The following is a 19,649-nucleotide window of genomic DNA, read 5'->3' on the forward strand; positions in this document are numbered from 1 at the left end:
CCGCTATCTGGGCGGTGCCCGGCATGCGCGTGCGCTGGGCGCCGCGCACTGCGCGCAGAAGTCGAAGTGGAACCGGCCGTGTAGTCGGCGATGAAGCCGGTGAGCTGATCGGCGATGGCATTGGCGAACGCCAGTCCGGCGCACCGTGCCAAGAGCCGAGCCGACTCTCATTTGCACGTTACGCGAAGGACATTTTTTGTATTGATCGAATAGCTGCACTGCTCCACGCGTTTCGTCAGCGTTACATCATGCGTTTGTTTGTCCGCGTACTTGCAGCGTAGGGTGACGAACCGGCCCTCATCGTAGATGTGGCCGAGAACCCAGTGGCCGTATCGTTCCTTTGCCACGTCAGGTTCGAGCGTTGCGAGGTCCTGTGGTTCTCCATCGAATGCATCGATGTAGCGAAGTGGCTGATTCTGTCGCATGGGGCAGACGGAAGGCGCGGCGAGCACACTGCTGCAGCCCAATAGGCAAAGGAGAAGCGCGGCAATTTGCTTGCTCAATGACATAGAAGTCGTTTCCATTGTTTGAGTTGCCATGGGCGCCCCATCGCAGAATGCTTCGGCCGACAGCGTTGGAGCGTGTTATGAACTCGGGAGTAGAGAAGCAGCGTTTCCGAGCATGAGGATGGTGAGGACGACGACGTGGAGTCCTGCAAGGGTTTCCGGCAGGCGTTCGTCGTCACGGGCCAGGCGCCGGAACCGATCGACCCAACCGAAACTGGGCTCCAAAACCCGGCGACGCGACAGCAGCACAACGCCCTTCTTGGCCTCCGCCAGCTTTAGCACATGCAGTTCGCTGCCTTCCTCCTGTGCCGCTTCGGCCGGGCTTTGCCCCGTGTAGTCTTGATCGACGAAAGCGGGTTTCACCGTCTTGCCCGCGACATGTTGAACGTCCTGCGCCAGCGATCGCACCTGCGCGCGCTCCTGCTGCCAACAAGTGGCCACCGCCATAGGGACCTTGCAGCCTTTCTTGTGGTTGCACCCATCGTAGCCGGCGCTGATCCGCTTTCGCAGGTGGACTGCAGCGTTCGGCCATCCAGGATCACGGCGCAGCGCTGTCCTTGCTTGCCTTGCGCCACCCGCAGGATCGAACGCGAGTCGCTGACCATGGCCTCAAAAGCGGCCAGCCTGCAACCGCCGCTGGGTTTGCTCGTAGACCATCTCCCACGGCGGAAACTCATCGGGCATCAAGCGCCAGGGCGCCCCAGCGCGTGTCATCCAGCGCAATGCGTTGAACATCAAGCGCACGCTGCCGTGCCTGCGGATGCATCAGTACCAGGTAGGGCGCGGCGAAGGCCCATTCTTCATCGGAGACGGGGGTTGCAGAGGGGCGTGGCGGCCTCATCCGCCTACGATAGATAGCCGCGTGAACTCCAGGTTCTTGACACGCCCCAGGCCCGGCGATTGCTCCGAACACCCACCTCATCGACCTGTTGAGACGGCTGTGAACCATCGCTGCGGCACGGTCCGGCGGCTGCCTGTCCGGAGTCGGCATGAAACAAAAAAACCTCCATGAAGGAGGCCGATGAAACGAGAGGATCCTGGCTGGCGAGCGAAGGCTGGCGGGCGGATCGGTGCGCAGCTGGCTGGCGAAAGGCTGGCGGGCTTGCTGCGGGGCGCAGTGTAGCGGCCGTATGCGATCGACGATCGAACGCGAATCACTCTCATCTATTGTTCGCTACGGACGCCTGCTCTAGGCCCTGTCAGGCACACCGATCGTCGGGGCCGCCGCGGATGGGGCCGTACCGGCGCTGCTCGACCGATCAGGGTGGCTCACTGCGTGGGGGAGTGGCGGTCGGTGGCGGTAGCGCCTGTCTTGCGGGCGTCGGGGGAGCAGTGGCTTGCGTGGCCCCGGGCGCAAGGTCCGGTTCGTCATCGGTCGCAGTCGCTGTGTCGTCCGCCTCGGGCTCCGGATACGGATAGGGCGGTGCGGCGGCGTTCGGGAACTGCGCGCGCCAGCGCTGCAGCCACTGCCCGATGCGCGCACCCACGTAGAGCTGCGGATACGACGGCGCCTCGCCTTCGGCCTGCTCGCGTGCGCTGATCTCGGCACTGGCCAGGCGATAGCTGTCGACCAGATCGGTGGTGTGCGCCAGCGCATCGATCAGCCAGGCGCGGCCGAAATAGGTGGCGCTGGCGGTGTTGCCGCAGCCGAACGAGGGCCGGTCGCGGCGCGCGGCGGTGATCACCAGGGTGTCGGCGGTCTTCAGCGCCGGCACGAAGCCACCGGAGTAGCAGGCCGAGATCACGATGATGCGGTTGCGGATGCCGGCGTCGTCGAGCAGGCGGCGCAGTTCCTGCGGGGTGATGGTGTCGTACTCGGCATCCTCGCCGGGACCGAACTGCAGATACAGCTCGTGCTGGTCGGTGCCGTGGCTGGTCAGGAACAGCAGCAACGCGTCCTCGCGCTTGTCCATCAGCTTGCCGACGCGTTCCAGCGTATCGGCCAGGTTGTCGTAGGACGCCTGCGGTGCGTAGGCATGCGCGCCGAGATTGTCGCCGTGGTTGATCAGGGTGGCGATGCGGCCGGCGGCGCCGAAGCGCTGCGCGAACAGCTGCCGCAGGTACAGCACCTCGTTGCGGAACACGTCCTCGCTGGCGTCGCCGGCGAAGCCGACCACGTACAGGTCGGGAATGCCGGGGCGCTGTGGCTGCAGCGACCCCAGCGCCTGCCGCAGTTGCGCCTGGTCGACCGGGTCCTGCGCCGCCTCGTCCTGCGCGGTGTCGGCCGCGCCGGCCGGCATGGCGCCGGCGTCGGAATGGCAGGCGGGCAGCGCCAGCGCCAGCAGGGCGGCCAGCAGCAGCCGGCCGCGCACCACGGCGAGCGGGCGCTGCAATGCCGCCAAAGCGGCCATCAAGACAGCGACGGGCCTGCGCATGCGCGGGCTCAGAAGCCCAGGTCGGCGAAGCTCTCCGCGCGGCGGTGGCCGTTGCAGGCCTCGCCCTGGCGCGGTTGCGGGTAATCGTCGCGGCGATCGATCAGCACCGTGTCCAGCCCGGCGGCGCGGGCCGCATCCAGTTCGGCGACCACGTCGGACAGGAACACGATCTGCGCCGGTGCCACGCCGATCGCCTCGGCGATGCGCGCGTAGCTGGGCTGCTCGCGCTTGCCGCCGATCTCGGTATCGAACCAGCCGGAGAACAGCGCGCGCAGGTCGCCAGCATCGCTGTGGCCGAAGAACAGCTTCTGCGCCGGCACCGAGCCGGACGAGTACACGTACAGCGCGCGGCCGTCGGCATGCCAGCGGCGCAGCGCCGGCGCGGCATCGGGATAGATGTGCGCGGTGAAGTCGGCATCGCGGTAGCCGGCGTCCCAGATCATGCCCTGCAGCGCCTTCAGCGCGGTGTGCTTGCGGTCCTGGTCGATCCAGCCCTGCAGGGTCTCCACGATCACCGCATCGGTGCAGATGCCGCCGCATTCGGTGGCGACCGCGTCCAGCCACTGCCGCACCTGCGGTTGCTGGCCATGCTCGCGCACGAAGCCGGGCAGGGCGCGGCGCGCGTAAGGGAACAGCACATCCTTGACGAAGGAGATGCTGCTGGTGGTGCCTTCGATGTCGGTGAGAACGACGCGTGGATCGGTCATCGCTCAGTGCGCCTCGCCGCGCAGCTTCGCCTCGTAGCGCGGGAAGCGCTGGGCGATGTCGGTGCCGGTGAAGTGGCCGACCCAGCCATCCGGCTCGGTGAAGAAGCGGATCGCGACGAAGCGCGGTTCCGGCCCCATGTCGAACCAGTGGTGGGTGCCGTCCGGCACCGCGATCAGGTCGTTCTGCACGCACTCGATCTCGTAGACCTTGCCATCCACGTGCAGGGTGAACAGGCCGGAGCCGGCGACGAAGAAGCGCACCTCGTCTTCCTTGTGGAAGTGCTCGTCGAGGAACTTCTTGCGCATCTCCTCGCGCTGCGGGTTGTCCGGGGCGATGCTGACCACGTCCACGGTCTTGAAGCCGTTGGCGGCCACCAGGCGGTCGATGTCGGCCTTGTAGGCGGCCATCACCGCCTCTGGCGTGGCGCCGGCCTCGATCGGTTGGTTGGCCTGCCAGCGCTCGAAGGTGACGCCGATCTTGCGCAGTTCGGCGGCGATCGCGTCGCCCTCGCGGCTGTCGAACAGCGGCGTGTCGGGAGTGGTGTCGGCGAAGATGCGGAGTCGGCTCATGGCGGCGGGCGAAAGCGGCAGTGGGGATGAAAAGGGTAGCAGGTGCGCGGCCGGCGGCCGTTGCGGCGCTGGAACGCTGTCGCGCCGCGGCGGATCAGCCGGCGGCGCGCAGCTTGCGCAGCTCCAGCTCGCAGTGCAGCAGGAATTCGAAGGCTTCGAGGTGGCGGCGCGCCTCGGCCATGTCGCGGCCCCAGGCGTACAGGCCGTGGCCGTCGATCAGGTAGCCCCACAGCGGCGTGCGGTCGAGCAGGGCGTCGACCTGCGCCGCCAGCACGGTCATGTCCTGGGTGTTGGCGAACACCGGCAGGTCCACCGCGGTCTCGTGGGTCTGGTTGCCGTGCAGCGCCTTCAGCAGCTCGTAGCCTTCCAGGCGGATGTGGCCCTGCGGCGCATACAGCCGCGAGGCGATGGTCTGCACCGGCGAATGCGTGTGCAGAATGCAGCCGACCTCCGGGAAGCGCCGGTACAGCTGGGTGTGCAGCAAGGTTTCGGCGGACGGGCGCAGCGGCCGGCCGACGGCCTGGCCGTCGAAGTCCACCACCATGATGTCGTCCTCCACCAGCCGGCCCTTGTCGCGGCCGGAGACGGTGATCGCCGCATGGCGATCGTCCAGGCGGTGCGAGAAGTTGCTGCTGGTGGCGGGCGTCCAGCCGGACTGCGAGAGCTCGCGGATGTTGTCGATCAGCAGGTGCGCCAGCGTGCGCAGGCGCTCGGAATCGTAAGGCAGTGCGTTCATGCGCGTAGTTTAGGGCTTGATGGCTGGATTGGGATGACAGGTGATGGTGCACCCAGTAGCACCTGTTCGCGCCGTACCCTCACCCCAACCCCTCTCCCGGAGGGAGAGGGGCTCTGTTTTTCCCTTCTCCCGCCGGGAGAAGGTGCCCCGCAGGGGCGGATGAGGGTCCGGGCGAAGCCTCGTGCAGCCAAAACGCCGCGTGCGCTTCGCACCCGTACCCTCACCCCAACCCCTCTCCCGGGGGGAGAGGGGCTCTGGCGCTTCCCTTCTCCCGTCGGGAGAAGGTGCCCCGCAGGGGCGGATGAGGGTCCGGGCGAAGCCTCGTGCAGCCAAAACGCCGCATGCGCTTCGCGCCCGTACCCTCACCCCAACCCCTCTCCCGGAGGGAGAGGGGCTCTGTTTTTCCCTTCTCCCGCCGGGAGAAGGTGCCCCGCAGGGGCGGATGAGGGTCCGGGCGAAGCCTCGTGCAGCCAAAACGCCGCGTGCGTTTCGCGTCCGTACCCTCTACCGGAAGCAGAGGGGCGCTATGGCTCAGCCTTGGCCGGTGCGGCGCAGGCGGCTGTGGCGGTAGCCGTAGCCGAAGTAGATCGCCAGGCCGATCACCGTCCAGCCGGCCATCAGCATCCAGTTGTGCGCGGTCATCGCCGACAGCAGCGCCAGGCAGCTGAGCACGCCGGCGATGCAGATCGGCCAGGCAAAGGGGATGCGGAACGGGCGCGGCAGGTCCGGCTGGGTACGGCGCAGGATCAGCACGCCGGCGCAGACCGCGGCGAAGGCGATCAGCGTGCCCATCGAGGTCAGTTCGCCCAGCACGTCCAGCGGGAACAGCGCCGCCAGCAGCGCGATGCCGATGCCGGTGATCACCGTGTTGACGTGCGGGGTGCGGTAGGTCGGGTGGATCTTGGTGAACACCGGCGGCAGCAGGCCGTCGCGGGCGATGATCATGAAGATGCGCGGCTGGCCGATGATCATCACCAGCACCACCGAGGACAGGCCGATCAGCGCGCCGATCTCCACCACCACGCGCAGCCAGGCCAGCTGCGGATGCGCCGCCACCGCGGTCACCACCGGTTCGTCGGTGCCCAGTTGCGTATACGGCAGCAGCCCGGTCATCACCGCGGCCATGGCGATGTACAGCACCGTGCAGATCACCAGCGACAGGATCATGCCGATCGGCAGGTCGCGCTGCGGCCGATGCGATTCCTGCGCCGCCACCGACACCGCCTCGAAGCCGATGTAGGCGAAGAACACCATCGCCGCGCCGCGCAGCACGCCGTCCAGGCCGTACTTGCCCGGGCCTTCGTTGGCCGGGATGAACGGGTGCCAGTTGGCCGGGTCCACGTACTTCCAGCCGGCGGCGATGACCAGCACGATCAGGCCGCTCTTCAGCACCACCATCGCCATGTTCATCGCCGAGGACTTGCGGATGCCGACGTAGCACAGCCAGGTCAGCAGCAGCACGATGCCGGCGGCGGGCAGGTTGGCGATCGCGCCGGTGGGCTGCAGCTTGCCGTCCAGCGGCGCGTTGACCAGGGCCGCGGGCAGATGGATGTCGAAGTGGTCGAGCAGGCTGAGGAAATAGCCGGTCCAGCTGACCGCCACCGCCGAGGCCGACACGCCGTACTCCAGCACCAGCATCCAGCCGATGAACCAGGCCGCCAACTCGCCGAAGGTGGCGTAGGTGTAGGTGTAGGCGCTGCCGGAGACCGGCACCATCGCCGCGAACTCGGCGTAGGCCAGCGCGCAGAACGCACAGCACACCGCGGCCAGCACGAACGAGAGCATGATCGCCGGCCCGGCGTGGTTGGCCGCGGCCTGCCCGGTGATGACGAAGATGCCGCCGCCGATCACCGCGCCGATGCCCAGCGCGGTCAGGCCCCAGGGGCCGAGCGCGCGTTGCAGGCCCAGCCCGCCGGCGTCCTCGTGGCTGGCATGGGGGTGTTTGGTGGCCAAGAGTTGTTTGAGCATGGAGCGGTTCCAGCCGGACGCGGCGTGCGAGGAAGAGGGGGCGAACGCGAAGACCGGCGCGGACGCCGGTCTTCGGGGGAGCGGATCAGGCCTTGGCGGCCAGGCGGCTGTTGCGGATGCCGTAGAAGAAGTAGATGCACAGGCCGATCAGGGTCCAGCCGACGAACACCTTCCAGTGCTCCTGGAATGCCTGGAAGAACAGGCCGACGCAGAACAGCGCGCCCAGCGGGCACACCGCCCAGAACAGCGGCACCCGGAACGGACGCGGCAGATCGGGACGGGTGAAGCGCAGCACCATCACGCCGACGCAGACCGTGGCGAAGGCCAGCAGGGTGCCCATCGACACCAGTTCGCCGAGCACGTCCAGCGGGATCAGCCCGGCCAGCAGCGCGGCCAGCACGCCGACCACCACGGTGCCGACGTACGGGGTGTGGAAGCGGCGATGGACCTTGCCGAACAGCTTCGGCAGCAAGCCATCGCGCGCCATCGTGTAGAAGATGCGCGGCTGCGCCATCAGCATCACCAGCACCACCGAGGACAGGCCGGCGATGGCGCCGATCTCGACGAAGGTCTTCAGCCAGGCCAGCTGCGGGTAATGCTCCAGCGCGGTGGCCACCGGCTTGGCGGTGCCCAGTTGGGTGTAGGGCAGCAGGCCGGTCAGCACCGCGCAGACGATGATGTAGATGACGGTGCAGATGGCCAGCGACACCAGGATGCCGATCGGCATGTTCTTCTGTGGGTCCTTGGTCTCGCCGGCGGAAGTGGAGACCGCATCGAAGCCGATGTAGGAGAAGAACACGATGGAGGCCGCGCGGAAGATGCCGCTCCAGCCGAACTCGCCCGGGCCGGTATTTTCCGGGATGAACGGATGCCAGTTGTCCGGGTTGATGTAGAAGACGCCGACGCCGACGAACAGGCAGATCACCAACACCTTGATCGCCACCACGATGGCGTTGACGAAGGCCGACTGGGTGACGCCGACGTAGCACAGCGTGCTGACCGCGGCCACGATCAGCACCGCCGGCAGGTTGACGATGTTGCCCGAGGCCACGAACGCGTGGCCGGTCCAGGTCAGTGGCGCGCTGGCCAGTTCCGCGGGGAAGGGCAGGCCGAGGGTGCCGGTGACGAAGCTGATGAGGTAGGCCGACCAGCCGACCGCGACGCTGGAGCCGGCGAACAGGTATTCCAGCACCAGGCACCAGCCGATGAACCAGGCCACGCCTTCGCCGAGCGTGGCGTAGGAATACGAGTAGGCGCTGCCGGAGACCGGCAGCATCGCCGCGAACTCGGCGTAGCACAGGCCGGCGAAGGCGCAGGCCAGGCCGGCGAACACGAACGACAGCATCACCGCCGGGCCGGCGTGATTGGCCGCGGCCTGGCCGGTGAGCACGAAGATGCCGGCGCCGATCACCGCGCCGATGCCGAGCAGGATCAGGTGCCGGGCGGTGAGGGTGCGTTTGAGGGTGCCTTCGCCCTCCAGACTGCCTTCGAACGGTTCGCCGGCATCGACGTGACCGGCGGGTTCGATCGGCTTGACCCTCAACAGAGACTTGAGCATTCGGTGCATCCCCAGGTGGCGGTACGGGGCAAGCGGCCCCGGCAATGGCGAAGCGCCGGGCCCGCAGCGGGCGACGCAAGCGTCGTACCATGCCAAAGCCGGCCGGCCGCCACAAGCCGCGCTGCACCGTGGACGGCGATAATGGCCGCCCCCGAACGCGAGAACGCCGATGCCGGAGCCGTCCCTACGCCAGCAGTTGCAGGTCCATGCCCGGCAATGCCCGGACCAGGCCGAGGTCGCCGCGCAGTTCCTGGCCTTGCTCGACGACACCGCCGATCCGTTCGTGCGCGACCGCCTGGATGGCCATCTCACCGGCTCGGCCTGGCTGGTCAGCGCCGACGGCACGCGCACCCTGCTGACCCACCACCGCAAGCTGCAGCGCTGGCTGCAACTGGGCGGGCACGCCGACGGCGACCGCGATCTGGCGCGGGTGGCACTGAAGGAGGCCGAGGAAGAATCCGGGCTGCCCGGCCTGGCACTGGAGGATGGTGCGATCTTCGACCTGGACCGCCACTGGATTCCCGCCCGCGGCGAGGTATCAGGACACTGGCATTACGACGCGCGCTACGTGGTCCGCGCCGGCGTCGACGAGGCGTTCGCGGTCAGCGAAGAATCGCTGGCCCTGGCCTGGCGCCCAATCACCGAATTGCTGGACGAAGCGGACCTGGATCCGTCGCTGCGGCGCATGGCGCGCAAGTGGCTGCAACGCGGTGCATTAGCCCCTCTCCCCTCGGGAGAGGGGTTGGGGTGAGGGTGCGGGGCGCGCAGCGCATGTGGTGTTTCAGCTGCACGAGGCTGCGCCCGTACCCTCATCCGCCCCTGCGGGGCACCTTCTCCCGGCGGGAGAAGGAAGCGCCGGCTCCGGCTGGATGGCTGAGCCCCTCTCCCCTCGGGAGAGGGGTTGGGGTGAGGGTACGGAGCGCGCAGCGCACGCGGTGTTTAGCTGCACGAGGCTGCGCGCGGACCCTCATCCGCGATGTTAGCTGCACGAGGCTGGGCCCGTACCCTCATCCGCCCCTGCGGGGCACCTTCTCCCGGCGGGAGAAGGAAAAGCCGGCTCCGGTCGGATGGCTGAGCCCCTCTCCCCTCGGGAGAGGGGTTGGGGTGAGGGTCGGGCGCGCAGCGCACGCGGTGTTTAGCTGCACAAGGCTGCGCCCGTACCCTCATCCGCCCCTGCGGGGCACCTTCTCCCGGCGGGAGAAGGAAAAGCCGGCTCCGGTCGGATGGCTAAGCCCCTCTCCCCCCGGGAGAGGGGTTGGGGTGAGGGTACGGGCGCGCAGCGCACCCACGAATCCCCAATCCCCATTCCCCGCTAGTAAAGAATGCGCGTCCGCAACGTCCCCGCCACCTGCGCCAGTTCGTCCTTCAGCACCGCGGCCAGTTCCTCGCTGGCGGCGACGTCGATCACCACGTAGCCGACCTTGGGGTCGGTGCGCAGGAACTGGCCGTCGATGTTGACGTTGTGGCGCGAGAACAGTTCGTTGATCTGCGACAGCACGCCCGGCACGTTGCGGTGGATGTGCAACAGGCGCAGGCTTTCGGCGTGCTCGGGCAGGGTCACCTCGGGGAAGTTCACCGCCGACAGGGTGCTGCCGTTGTCGCTGTAGCGCACCAGCTTGGCCGCCACTTCCACGCCGATGTTGTCCTGCGCTTCCAGCGTGCTGCCGCCCACATGCGGGGTCAGGATCACGTTGTCGTGCGCGGCCAGTGGCGATTCGAACAGGTCGCCGTTGCCCTTGGGTTCGATCGGGAACACGTCCACCGCGGCGCCGCCGATGTGGCCGCTGCGCAGCGCCGCGTCCAGCGCATCGATGTCGATCACCGTGCCGCGCGAGGCGTTGATCAGGTGTGCGCCCGGCTTCATCTGCGCCAGTTGTGCCGCCCCGATCATGTTGCGGGTGGCCGCGGTTTCCGGCACGTGCAGGGTGACCACGTCGGCGCGCGCCAGCAGGTCGTCCAGATCGGTGGCGGTGCGGGCGTTGCCCAGCGACAGCTTGGTCTCGATGTCGTGGAAGATCACCTGCATGCCCAGCGCCTCGGCCAGCACGCCAACCTGGGTGCCGATGTGGCCGTAGCCGACGATGCCCAGCACCTTGCCGCGCGTCTCGTGACTGCCGGCGGCCGACTTCGACCAGCCGCCGCGGTGGCATTCGGCGTTCTTCTGCGGAATGCCGCGCAACAGCAGGATGGCCTCGGCGATCACCAGCTCGGCGACGCTGCGGGTGTTGGAGTAGGGCGCATTGAACACGGGGATGCCGGCCAGTTCGGCGGCGTCCAGGTCGACTTGGTTGGTGCCGATGCAGAAGCAGCCGACCGCGATCAGGCGCTTGGCCTGGGCCAGCACCTCGGCGCTGAGCTGGGTGCGCGAGCGGATGCCGACGATGTGCGCCTCGGCGATGCGCTGCTTGAGCTCGTCTTCCGGCAGCGACTTGGCGTGCAGCTCGATCTGCGAGTAACCGGCCGCGCGGAACACGTCGACGGCGGTCTGGCTGATGCCTTCGAGCAGCAGCACGCGGATATCCTGCTTCGGAAACGAGGTCTTCTTGGGCGACATTGCAGTGAGGGAGCGATGGCCAACGGGCCGGTCACTATGCCAGATGGCTCCGCGCTTTGGTGCGCCGCAATAGGATGCCGGGAGGCCGTGGATGCAACGCCGGTGGAAGGTTTCAGGTGTATCGATCGCCGCAGCCGCGGCGCGGGATTCGGGAGTCGGGAGTGGGGATTCGCAAGAGCAGGCAGCGTCCTCAGCAACTGGACGGCATCGCACAACGCTGGCACGCTTGAACGCTTATCTACGCTTCGACCTTTCCGCCCATGACCGACCCGCGCCTGGATGCCCTGGCCCTTGCCGTTCCCGGCCTGCGCCTGAAGACCGATCCCGCCGACCTGGAGCACTACGGTCGCGACTGGACCCGGCGTTGGACCCCGGCGCCGCTGGCCATCGCGTTGCCGGCGACGGTGGAAGAGGTGCAGGCGGTGCTGCACTGGGCCAACGACCATGCGGTGGCGGTGGTGCCCTCCGGCGGCCGCACCGGCCTGTCCGGCGGCGCGGTGGCCGCACACGTGGAGCTGGTGCTGAGCCTGGAGCGGATGAACAAGGCGCTGGCCTTCGATCCGGTCGACCGCACGCTCACCGTGCAGGCGGGCATGCCGCTGGAAGCGGTGCACAACGCCGCGCGCGAGCATGGCCTGCTGTACCCGGTGGACTTCGCCGCGCGCGGGTCGTGCTCGATCGGCGGCAACATCGCCACCAATGCCGGCGGCATCCGCGTGATCCGCTATGGCAACACCCGCGAGTGGATCGCCGGGTTGAAGGTGGTCACCGGCAGCGGCGAACTGCTAGAGCTCAACCGTGGATTGATCAAGAATTCCAGCGGCTACGATTTCCGCCAGTTGCTGATCGGCTCCGAAGGCACGCTGGGCATCGTGGTCGAGGCCACCCTGCGGCTCACCGATCCGCCGCCGCCGAGCAACGTGATGCTGCTGGCGCTGCCCTCGTTCGAGGTGCTGATGCAAGTGTTCGCTGCGTTCCGTAGCCGGCTGCAGCTGGAGGCGTTCGAGTTCTTCACCGACCGCGCACTGCAGCACGTGCTGGCGCACGGCGCGCAGGCGCCGTTCGACACGGTGTATCCGTATTACGTGGTCACCGAATACGCCAGCGGCAACGAGGCGCAGGAGGCCGCGGCGCTGGCGGCGTTCGAGGCGTGCATGGAGCAGGGCTGGGTATTGGACGGGGTGATCAGCCAGAGCGAGGCGCAGGCCGCGCAGTTGTGGCGCCTGCGCGAAGGCATCACCGAGGCGGTGGCGCGCTACACCCCGTACAAGAACGACGTGTCGGTGCGGATCTCGGCGATGCCGGCGTTCCTGGCGCGCACCCAGGCGCTGCTCGGCGAGGCCTACCCGCAGTTCGAGGTGGTGTGGTTCGGCCACATCGGCGACGGCAACCTGCACATCAACGTGCTCAAGCCCGACGCCACCGCGCCGGCCGATTTCATCGCCGCCTGCGAGCAGGTTACCAAGCTGCTGGCGCAGGTGCTGGCCGAGCACGGTGGCAGCATCTCCGCCGAGCACGGCATCGGCCTGGTCAAGAAGCCGTACCTGGACAGCACCCGCAGCGCCGAGGAGATCGCGCTGATGCGCGCGGTCAAGCGTGTGTTCGATCCGGCCGGGCTGCTCAATCCGGGCAAGCTGTTCGATCCCTGAGCCCTGCGGCACGACTGCCGCACGGCGCGTTCAGGCGCTGCGCGCGGCGGACCGCTAGGCTATGCGGCGCGGCGCTGGCCGTCCCCCTTTTCACGATCCTGTTTGGAACGATTGCGATGACCCGAGTGACCGCGCGCTGCGCCCTGCTGTTCGCCCTGATCCTGCCCGCGTTCGCGCAGGCGTCCAGCTTCGCCGGCAGCTCCGCCGGCTCGGCCTCGGCCGGCTCTGCCGGCAGCTCGGCGTCCTCGGACAGCAGTTCCAACAACGACAAGGTGGTGCTGCAGGCGCGCGACGATGCGGCCGGCTTCGTCGCCAGCGCCGGCCGCATCCGCGGCGTGCAACTGGAAGCGGCGCTGCGCGTGCTGCGCGAGCGCAACCCGCAGGCGCAGCAGGCCAGCGACCTGGAACTGGCGCAGGCGATCCTGGCGCTGTGACCGCACGCCGGCCGTGGCCCATGGGCGCGCGGTGGCTAACGTTGTTGGCGCTGGCCTCTGCGATGCACGCAGCGGCCGCGCCGCTCTCTGTCGATGACACCGGTCTGACCCCGGGCGAGCGCATGGCCAGCCAGGCCGTGCTGGCCGCGGCGCAGGCGCGGCTGCCGCCGGCCTGGACCGCGGCCCTGCCCGCAGGGCTGCCGCTGCAATGGCGCGACGATTTGCCGGCACAGGTGCACGGGCGCGCGCAGGCCAAGCGCCTGCTGTTGAACAAGCGCCTGCTGCGCGACTGGATGGCGGCGCCAGGGAGCGACCCCGATCCGGTCGCCGACCCGGCGCGGCGGCCGACACTGGCCGCCTTGCTGCACGAACTGGCCCATTTCTACGACCGCTCCATGGCCGGGCATCTGTCGTCCGATCCGCGGCTGCTGGATCTGGCCGGCTGGCAGGTGAGCCCGATGCGCCTGGGCCTGCGCCGCGGCGAGAACCGGTTCACCGAGCGCAGCCCGGATCGCTACGAACTGCAGTCGCCTGCCGAGTTCGTGGCGGTGAATCTCGAGCACTTCCTGCTCGATCCGGACTACGCCTGCCGCCGCCCGGCGCTGGCCCGCTACTTCGCCGCGCGCCTGGCGTGGACGCCGCCAACGAGCGCATGCGCGCCCGGCCAGGTCTTCGTGCAGGACGCGCTGGCCGATGCGGACGCATTGCTGCAGATTGATCCGGCACGGGTCTACGCGGTGGATTACCTGCTGGCCGAGGGCAATGCACAGCCGATGAGCCACTGGGGCCACAGCATGTTGCGCCTGGTGATCTGCGCGCCGGGACGGCCATTGGGGCCGGCATGCCGGCTGGACCTCGCCGAGCACCGGGTGCTGTCGTTCCGCGCCTTCGTCGACGACGTGCAGATCTCCAACCTGCGCGGACTCACCGGCTCCTACCCGTCGCGGCTGTTCGTGCTGCCGCTGCGCCAGGTGGTGGACGACTACACCCAGGTGCAACTGCGCGGCCTGCAGTCGCTGCCGCTGCGGCTGTCGCGCGAAGAGATCGCCGCGCTGCTGGAGCGCGCCGCGCAACTGCACTGGAGCTACGACGGCCGCTACTACTTCCTCAGCAACAACTGCGCGGTGGAGACCTACGCCTTGCTGCACGACGGCGTGCCGCGGCTGGCGGCCGCGCACCTGTCCGGGATCAGCCCGACCGGCCTGCGCCGGCGCCTGGTCCGCGCCGGCATCGCCGATGCATCGGTTTTCGAGGATGCCGACACGGCGGTGCGCGATGGCTACTTCTTCCCTGCGGCAAGCGCGCACTTTGCGGAGATGTTTGCCGTGGCGCGTGGTTCCTTGGCGCTGCCGGCCCGCAATGTCGACGCGTGGCTGGACCTGCCGGCCGCGCAGCGCGCGCCGTGGCTGCAGCGCGGCGACCTGCGCGCCAGTGCCGCCTTGCTGCTGCTGGAGAACGCCGCCCGCCGCCGCGCCGAACAGCGCGGACGCGATGCGCTGAAGCGGCGCTATCTGGGCAAGCCGCTGCCGACCGCGATGGCCAGTGCGGGCGAGGGCGATGCGGGTGCCGACACCAGCGATGCCGCCAGTGCGGTACGGGCGGTGCTGGCCGAGCAAGGCCTGCTCAGTCAGCCGGCGAGCCTGCTGCAGGGGCAGCCGGGCTATGGCCTGCCGCAGACGCAGGAACGCGCCTGGCTGCAGGTGCAGGGACAGGCACGGATCGCGGCGCTGCACGTCGACGGCGCCGCGCTGCAGACGCGCCTGCGCGGGTTGCTGCCGGCGCCGCTGCAGGCGGAACTGGCGCAGATCGATGCCAACCTGGCGACGCTGGGCGCACGCCTGCGCATGCTCAATCGCGAAGGCGGCGGCCTGCAGTTGCGGTCGCCTTCGGTGTTGCAGCAGGGGAGTGGGAAGCCGTAGTGCCGCCTACCAGGCTGGTCAGCGAGGCGGCGAAGTGAGAGGTAGTGCGCGCGTGGTTGAGGATGCTGCGGTCGCGGCTGAAGCCGCTCCTACGACGCGGCCGGCGTCGATTTCCCTGCATCGGCTGGTTGCAGGCACGGCCTTGTCGCAATGAAAGGAGACCGATAGGTCCAGTCGTCGGGACTGAAGTCCCTCCCACAGAAAAGCGGTGTCTCTTCAGCTCCTGTAGGAGCGGCTTCGGCCGCGACGAGCGAAGCGGGGAAATTGACCGATGTCGATGGCCGTCAGGGCTGAGGTCCTACCGCGAGGGCATGACCTCGCCGACCCGCAAGCCGCCATCACGGCACCTCGAGATCGACATCCTTGCCGTAACGGCGCAGCCACGCGTCGCGTGGCGGGTCCTGGCGGTACTGCGCGCGCAGCTTCGCCCAGGTCTGCTCGTTGCCGTCGCAATACTTGGCCATCGCCTTTTCCAGTTCGCGCCCCCGCGCCGCGTCGTAGGCGTCTTCGCCGGCGAAGTGATTGCAGGTGTCCTGGCGTGCGACGAAGGCGCGGATCGGCTCGGGCATCGAGCAGAAGCCGTCATGGTGCTCGGGATCGACCGCGTCCGGAATCGTGCACGTGGGCTTGGCCGCGGCCGCCGCGGCCGGCGTCACCGGCGCCGCGAGCGCCAGCGCCGGCAGGGCCAGCAGCAGGCCGAGGCACGCGCGCCGTGGCGCGTACGCGGCGCGGGAGGCGTGGTTGGCACGGCGCCCGCGCATGGGCTCAGTCGGTGCGGCCGGCGAATTCGCCGGTGGTGGTGTTGACCAGCACGCGCTCGCCGTTGCCGATGTACTCGGGCACCATGATCTCGATGCCGGTGTTGAGCTTGGCCGGCTTCGGCCGTTTGGTGGCGGTGCCGCCCTTGAGTTCCGGCGGCGTCTCGATCACTTCCAGGGTCACGCTCTGCGGCAACTGGATCGCCACCGGCTGGTCGTCGATGACCTGCACGTAGATGCCGCTGAGGCCGTCGGTGATGTAGCCGGCAGCGTCGCCGATCACGTCAGCATCAAGGGTGTAAGGGGTGTAGTCCTCGTCGTCGAGGAACACGAAGGCCTCGCCGTCCTTGTACGAGAAGGTGGACTGGCGGCGCATCAGCTCGACCTCGCGCAGGTCGTCGTCGCCGTCGAAGCTGGCATCGAGCTTGTTGCCGCCCGGCACGCTGTACATCACGAAGCGGAAGCGCACGTTGCCGCCGCGGCCCTGCGGCGAGCTGCGCTCGATGTCGCGGATCTGGTACACGCCGTTGTTGTACTCGACGACGTTGCCTTTCTTGATTTCGTTGGCTTTCATGGGTTGGGAGCCGGGATTGGGGATTGGGGAGTCGGGATTAGAGAGCGCCGGGCAGGGACGCGGGATGGGGAGCGCTTGCGAATCCCCAATGCCGAATCCCCAATCCCGGCTACTTGGGCGCCAACCGCACCGCGCCGTCCAGGCGAATGGTTTCGCCGTTGAGGTAGCGGTTGCGCAGCAGGAACATCACCGTGTCGGCGAATTCGTCCGGGCGGCCGAGACGCGAAGGATACGGGATCGAGGCGGCCAGCGACTGCTGCACGGCCTCGGGCATGCCGTCGACCATCGGGGTCCAGAAGATGCCCGGGGCGATGGTGTTGACGCGGATGCCGAAGCGCGCCAGTTCGCGCGCCATCGGCAGGGTCATCGCCACTACGCCGCCCTTGGACGCGGCATAGGCGGCCTGGCCGATCTGGCCTTCGTAGGCGGCGACGCTGGCGGTGTTGACGATGGCACCGCGCTCGCCGTCCTCGCCCGGGGCGTTGTGCTGCATCAGGTCGGCGGCGGCCTTGGCGACGTTGAAGCTGCCGACCAGGTTGACTATCACCGTGCCCTGGAAGGTGGCCAGCGGCATCGGCGCCTCCTTGCCGAGCACGCGGCTGGCGCCGAGGATGCCGGCGCAGTTGATCGCCGCATTGAGGCCGCCGAGGAAGCCCTGCGCTGCGCCGAGCTGCGCGGCCACCTGGGCCTCGTCGCTGACGTCGGTGCGCAGGTAGCAGGCACGGTCCGCGCCCAGCGCGGCGACCGCGGCCGCGCCCTTGTCGTCGTTCAGATCGAACAGCGCGACCTTGCCGCCTTCGGCGACGATGCGTTGCGCCACCGCCAGGCCGAGGCCGGACACGCCGCCGGTGACCACCGCTTTGAGATCGGCAAGCTGCATGGATGTTCCCTCCCAGGAAAACGCCCAGTTTAGAGGGTGGCGCCCGGTCGCGGCGAGATTGGTGACGGGCCGCGGCGCGCGGGTCCGTCGCCGGGTAAGGAACTGCCGCGGCTCAGGTCTCGGCGGCCAGCGCCTGGCCGACCTTGCTGCCGGTCGGCCGGCCCAGTTTCTGTGCCAGCCAGCGGCCGGTCGCGGCCAGCGCCGGCAGGTCGATGCCGGTGTCCACGCCATTGCCGTGCAGCAGATAGACCACGTCCTCGCTGGCCACGTTGCCGCTGGCGCCCTTGGCGTAGGGGCAGCCGCCGGCGCCGGACACCGCGGCATCGACCACGCGCACGCCTTCTTCCAGGCAGGCGGCGATGTTGGCCAGGGCCTGGCCGTAGGTATCGTGGAAGTGCACCGCCAGTGCCGCCATCGGCACTGCCGCGGCGACCGCGCGCAGCATCGACCGCGCCTTGCCCGGCGTGCCCACGCCGATGGTGTCGCCCAGCGAGATTTCGTAGCAGCCCATCGCGTGCAACCGCTGCGCTACCCGCACCACATCGGCCAGCGGGACGTCGCCCTGGTAGGGGCAGCCGAGCACAGTGGACACGTAGCCGCGCACCTTGACCCCGTCCGCCGCCGCGCGCTCCAGCACCGGCGCGAAGCGCGCCAGCGATTCGTCGATGCCGGCATTGGTATTGGTGCGGTTGAAGGTCTCCGAGGCGGCGGTGAACACCGCCACCTCGCGCACGCCGACCGCGGCGGCGCGTTCGTAGCCCTGCAGGTTCGGCACCAGTACCGGATAGTCCACGCCAGGCACCTGCGCGATACCGCCGTAGACCTCGGCCGCGTCGGCCAGCTGCGGGACCCATTTCGGGCTGACGAAGCTGGTCGCCTCGATGCTGCGCAGGCCGGTGCGCCCCAGCCGCGCGATCAGCTCGATCTTGTCTTCCGTGGCGACCCAGGCCTTCTCGTTCTGCAGGCCGTCGCGCGGGCCGACTTCGACGATGCGCACGCTGTCGCTCATCGCGAGCGCTCCTGCAGCGGCAGGGGATGCGCGCAGCGCGGTGTCGACCGTGCACTGAACACGAAGCGGGAAGCGACGATGGTCATGGGATTCCTGATAAGCAGAGGCGGTGAAGCAGCGGCAGGAACGGTCGGCGCCATGTGGGCCGGCGCAACGCGGCAGCGCGGGATCAGGCCGACGCCGGGCGGTGGCAGACCGCTTCGATGTTGTGGCCGTCCGGATCCAGCAGGAACGCGCCGTAGTAGTCGGGGTGGTAGTGCGGCCGCAGGCCCGGCGTGCCGTGGTCGCGGCCGCCGGCGGCCAGGCCGGCGCGATGGAACGCGTCCACTTGTTCGCGGCTGGAAGCGACGAAGGCCACGTGCACGCCGTTGTCGCCGGCGTCGCGGCCGCCGTCGGCGATCCAGAAGCTCGGCTTGCCGTCGCGGCCGAAACCGACGTGGCGCTGGCCGCCGCTTTCCTCGGCGCTCACCTGCATCACTACGTCCAGGTCCAGCGCAGCCAGGGCGGCACGGTAGAAGGCCAGGCTGCGGTCGAGGTCGCTGCAGCGCAGGCCGAGATGGTCGATCGGGTTCATGGGCTGGCCCTCCAGGCCGGTTCGCGTTTCTCCAGGAACGCATTCAGTCCTTCCTGGCCTTCGGCCGAGACCCGCAACTGCGCGATCAGGGCGGCGTTGGCCTGGTCCAGCGCATCACGCTCGCCACCGGCGGCGGCCCGCCGCACCAGGGCCTTGGCGCCCGCGGCGGCCAGCGGCCCGGCCTGGCCGAGCAGGGCGACCTGGCGTTGCACCGCCGCGTCCAGCGCCTCCGGCGCCACCGCCTGGTGGACCAGACCGATCTGCGCCGCGGTGGCGGCATCGAAGGTTTCCGCGCTGGCGAACCAGCGCCGCGCCTGGCGCGCGCCGATCGCCGCGATGACGTAAGGCGAAATCACTGCCGGCAGCAGGCCCAGCCGGCTTTCGCTGAGCGCAAAGCGCGCATCGGTGGCGGCCACGGCGATGTCGCAGCAGGCGACCAGGCCCACCGCGCCGCCGAACGCGGCACCCTGCACCCGTGCCACCGTGGGCTTGGGCAACTCGTCGAGCAGGCGCATCAGCCGCGCCAGGGCCAGCGCGTCGTCCAGGTTCTCCTGTTCGCCGGCGCCGGCCATCGAGCGCATCCACTGCAGGTCGGCGCCGGCCGAGAACGCCGCGCCGGCGCCGGTCAGGACCAGCACCTGCACTTGTCGGTCGGCGCCGATCTGCAGCAGGGCGTCGCTGAGCTGGGCGATCAGCGTGGCGTCGAAGGCGTTGCGGACCTCGGGCCGGTTCAACTGCAGGGTCAGGACCTTGCCGGATCGTTGCAACAACAGGGCATCGCTCATCGAACACGCTCGTACAAAGGGAAAACGGCAGCCATACGGCGATCATAGCCGGCCGTGCCGGCGCCGCCATGACGCGCCGCGGCGATGCTACAA

General features: G+C 69.0%; 18 protein-coding genes and 1 pseudogene. 4 read left to right on the forward strand and 15 right to left on the reverse strand.

Annotated elements, in window-relative coordinates; genetic code table 11:
- Window positions 1–167: 167 nt before the first annotated feature.
- From ACP93_RS22480 to ACP93_RS01510, 8 genes and pseudogenes are all read right to left on the reverse strand, one after another.
- Window positions 168–539, reverse strand: coding sequence for an STY0301 family protein (locus ACP93_RS22480; RefSeq protein ID WP_343123105.1), 372 nt, complete (start codon window positions 537–539; stop codon window positions 168–170).
- 45 nt (window positions 540–584) lie between these two features.
- Window positions 585–1,347 (reverse strand): annotated as a pseudogene (locus ACP93_RS01480) (transposase).
- Window positions 1,348–1,765: 418 nt separating this feature from the next.
- The gene (locus ACP93_RS01485; protein WP_048489070.1) at window positions 1,766–2,857 is read right to left on the reverse strand and encodes a C13 family peptidase; all 1,092 of its coding nucleotides are present in this window, start codon (window positions 2,855–2,857) and stop codon (window positions 1,766–1,768) included.
- A 32-nt stretch (window positions 2,858–2,889) separates the two neighbouring features.
- Entirely contained in the window at window positions 2,890–3,588 is a 699-nt protein-coding gene (mtnC, locus tag ACP93_RS01490) for an acireductone synthase (RefSeq protein ID WP_048489071.1), read from the reverse strand.
- A gap of 3 nt (window positions 3,589–3,591) precedes the next feature.
- Window positions 3,592–4,158: a 1,2-dihydroxy-3-keto-5-methylthiopentene dioxygenase gene (locus tag ACP93_RS01495; protein WP_048489072.1), complete on the reverse strand. Its 567-nt coding sequence runs from the start codon at window positions 4,156–4,158 to the stop codon at window positions 3,592–3,594.
- A 94-nt stretch (window positions 4,159–4,252) separates the two neighbouring features.
- On the reverse strand, window positions 4,253–4,894 hold the full coding sequence (locus ACP93_RS01500; protein ID WP_048489073.1) for a methylthioribulose 1-phosphate dehydratase: 642 nt from the start codon (window positions 4,892–4,894) through the stop codon (window positions 4,253–4,255).
- Between the two features lie 531 nt (window positions 4,895–5,425).
- Window positions 5,426–6,862, reverse strand: coding sequence for an amino acid permease (locus tag ACP93_RS01505; RefSeq protein ID WP_048489074.1), 1,437 nt, complete (start codon window positions 6,860–6,862; stop codon window positions 5,426–5,428).
- Window positions 6,863–6,947: 85 nt separating this feature from the next.
- Complete coding sequence (locus tag ACP93_RS01510; RefSeq protein ID WP_048489075.1) at window positions 6,948–8,420, reverse strand: amino acid permease; 1,473 nt, start codon at window positions 8,418–8,420, stop codon at window positions 6,948–6,950.
- Window positions 8,421–8,589: 169 nt separating this feature from the next.
- Between ACP93_RS01510 and ACP93_RS01515 the strand changes: the two genes are divergently transcribed.
- A complete protein-coding gene (locus ACP93_RS01515; protein ID WP_048489076.1) occupies window positions 8,590–9,171 on the forward strand; it encodes an NUDIX hydrolase in 582 nt (193 codons plus the stop codon).
- A gap of 561 nt (window positions 9,172–9,732) precedes the next feature.
- On the opposite strand, the gene serA is transcribed toward ACP93_RS01515, so the two are convergent.
- Window positions 9,733–10,974, reverse strand: coding sequence for a phosphoglycerate dehydrogenase (serA, locus tag ACP93_RS01520; RefSeq protein WP_048489077.1), 1,242 nt, complete (start codon window positions 10,972–10,974; stop codon window positions 9,733–9,735).
- A gap of 260 nt (window positions 10,975–11,234) precedes the next feature.
- Here serA and ACP93_RS01525 point away from each other — a divergent pair, with 260 nt between their 5' ends.
- The 3 genes from ACP93_RS01525 (at window position 11,235) to ACP93_RS01535 (ending at window position 14,976) form a co-directional block, all read left to right on the forward strand.
- Entirely contained in the window at window positions 11,235–12,623 is a 1,389-nt protein-coding gene (locus tag ACP93_RS01525; protein ID WP_048489078.1) for an FAD-binding oxidoreductase, read from the forward strand.
- Window positions 12,624–12,739: 116 nt separating this feature from the next.
- Window positions 12,740–13,057 (forward strand): DUF2388 domain-containing protein, encoded by a 318-nt coding sequence (locus ACP93_RS01530; protein WP_010341821.1) that lies wholly within the window; start codon window positions 12,740–12,742, stop codon window positions 13,055–13,057.
- Between the two features lie 62 nt (window positions 13,058–13,119).
- Complete coding sequence (locus ACP93_RS01535; RefSeq protein ID WP_228135927.1) at window positions 13,120–14,976, forward strand: Lnb N-terminal periplasmic domain-containing protein; 1,857 nt, start codon at window positions 13,120–13,122, stop codon at window positions 14,974–14,976.
- A gap of 338 nt (window positions 14,977–15,314) precedes the next feature.
- Here ACP93_RS01535 and ACP93_RS01540 read toward each other — a convergent pair whose 3' ends face one another.
- From ACP93_RS01540 to ACP93_RS01565, 6 genes are all read right to left on the reverse strand, one after another.
- Entirely contained in the window at window positions 15,315–15,737 is a 423-nt protein-coding gene (locus tag ACP93_RS01540) for a hypothetical protein (protein ID WP_053069644.1), read from the reverse strand.
- 4 nt (window positions 15,738–15,741) lie between these two features.
- On the reverse strand, window positions 15,742–16,308 hold the full coding sequence (gene yeiP / locus ACP93_RS01545) for an elongation factor P-like protein YeiP (RefSeq protein WP_048489080.1): 567 nt from the start codon (window positions 16,306–16,308) through the stop codon (window positions 15,742–15,744).
- Window positions 16,309–16,417: 109 nt separating this feature from the next.
- The gene (locus tag ACP93_RS01550; RefSeq protein WP_048489081.1) at window positions 16,418–17,188 is read right to left on the reverse strand and encodes an SDR family oxidoreductase; all 771 of its coding nucleotides are present in this window, start codon (window positions 17,186–17,188) and stop codon (window positions 16,418–16,420) included.
- Window positions 17,189–17,300: 112 nt separating this feature from the next.
- Window positions 17,301–18,197 (reverse strand): hydroxymethylglutaryl-CoA lyase, encoded by an 897-nt coding sequence (locus tag ACP93_RS01555; RefSeq protein ID WP_048489082.1) that lies wholly within the window; start codon window positions 18,195–18,197, stop codon window positions 17,301–17,303.
- Window positions 18,198–18,366: 169 nt separating this feature from the next.
- Window positions 18,367–18,771, reverse strand: a complete 405-nt coding sequence (locus ACP93_RS01560) for a VOC family protein (RefSeq protein ID WP_048489083.1) — start codon at window positions 18,769–18,771, stop codon at window positions 18,367–18,369.
- Window positions 18,768–19,556, reverse strand: coding sequence for an enoyl-CoA hydratase-related protein (locus ACP93_RS01565; RefSeq protein ID WP_048489084.1), 789 nt, complete (start codon window positions 19,554–19,556; stop codon window positions 18,768–18,770). The genes ACP93_RS01560 and ACP93_RS01565 overlap by 4 nt, the downstream gene beginning before the upstream one ends.
- Window positions 19,557–19,649: the final 93 nt, after the last annotated feature.

It is taken from the genome of Xanthomonas sp. NCPPB 1128, from assembly GCF_001043115.1.
In the GTDB taxonomy this organism is placed as follows: Bacteria; Pseudomonadota; Gammaproteobacteria; order Xanthomonadales; family Xanthomonadaceae; genus Xanthomonas_A.

Excerpts from the sequence above, each read along its gene's own strand:
- yeiP (WP_048489080.1), bottom strand. The coding sequence starts at position 16,308 with ATGAAAGCCAACGAAATCAAGAAAGGCAACGTCGTCGAGTACAACAAC.
- ACP93_RS01560 (WP_048489083.1), bottom strand. The coding sequence starts at position 18,771 with ATGAACCCGATCGACCATCTCGGCCTGCGCTGCAGCGACCTCGACCGC.
- ACP93_RS01530 (WP_010341821.1), top strand. The coding sequence starts at position 12,740 with ATGACCCGAGTGACCGCGCGCTGCGCCCTGCTGTTCGCCCTGATCCTG.
- ACP93_RS01485 (WP_048489070.1), bottom strand. The coding sequence starts at position 2,857 with ATGGCCGCTTTGGCGGCATTGCAGCGCCCGCTCGCCGTGGTGCGCGGC.
- ACP93_RS01500 (WP_048489073.1), bottom strand. The coding sequence starts at position 4,894 with ATGAACGCACTGCCTTACGATTCCGAGCGCCTGCGCACGCTGGCGCAC.
- ACP93_RS01505 (WP_048489074.1), bottom strand. The coding sequence starts at position 6,862 with ATGCTCAAACAACTCTTGGCCACCAAACACCCCCATGCCAGCCACGAG.
- ACP93_RS01535 (WP_228135927.1), top strand. The coding sequence starts at position 13,120 with ATGCACGCAGCGGCCGCGCCGCTCTCTGTCGATGACACCGGTCTGACC.
- ACP93_RS22480 (WP_343123105.1), bottom strand. The coding sequence starts at position 539 with ATGGCAACTCAAACAATGGAAACGACTTCTATGTCATTGAGCAAGCAA.
- ACP93_RS01495 (WP_048489072.1), bottom strand. The coding sequence starts at position 4,158 with ATGAGCCGACTCCGCATCTTCGCCGACACCACTCCCGACACGCCGCTG.
- mtnC (WP_048489071.1), bottom strand. The coding sequence starts at position 3,588 with ATGACCGATCCACGCGTCGTTCTCACCGACATCGAAGGCACCACCAGC.
- ACP93_RS01525 (WP_048489078.1), top strand. The coding sequence starts at position 11,235 with ATGACCGACCCGCGCCTGGATGCCCTGGCCCTTGCCGTTCCCGGCCTG.
- ACP93_RS01550 (WP_048489081.1), bottom strand. The coding sequence starts at position 17,188 with ATGCAGCTTGCCGATCTCAAAGCGGTGGTCACCGGCGGCGTGTCCGGC.
- ACP93_RS01565 (WP_048489084.1), bottom strand. The coding sequence starts at position 19,556 with ATGAGCGATGCCCTGTTGTTGCAACGATCCGGCAAGGTCCTGACCCTG.
- ACP93_RS01510 (WP_048489075.1), bottom strand. The coding sequence starts at position 8,420 with ATGCTCAAGTCTCTGTTGAGGGTCAAGCCGATCGAACCCGCCGGTCAC.
- ACP93_RS01540 (WP_053069644.1), bottom strand. The coding sequence starts at position 15,737 with ATGCGCGGGCGCCGTGCCAACCACGCCTCCCGCGCCGCGTACGCGCCA.
- serA (WP_048489077.1), bottom strand. The coding sequence starts at position 10,974 with ATGTCGCCCAAGAAGACCTCGTTTCCGAAGCAGGATATCCGCGTGCTG.
- ACP93_RS01555 (WP_048489082.1), bottom strand. The coding sequence starts at position 18,197 with ATGAGCGACAGCGTGCGCATCGTCGAAGTCGGCCCGCGCGACGGCCTG.
- ACP93_RS01515 (WP_048489076.1), top strand. The coding sequence starts at position 8,590 with ATGCCGGAGCCGTCCCTACGCCAGCAGTTGCAGGTCCATGCCCGGCAA.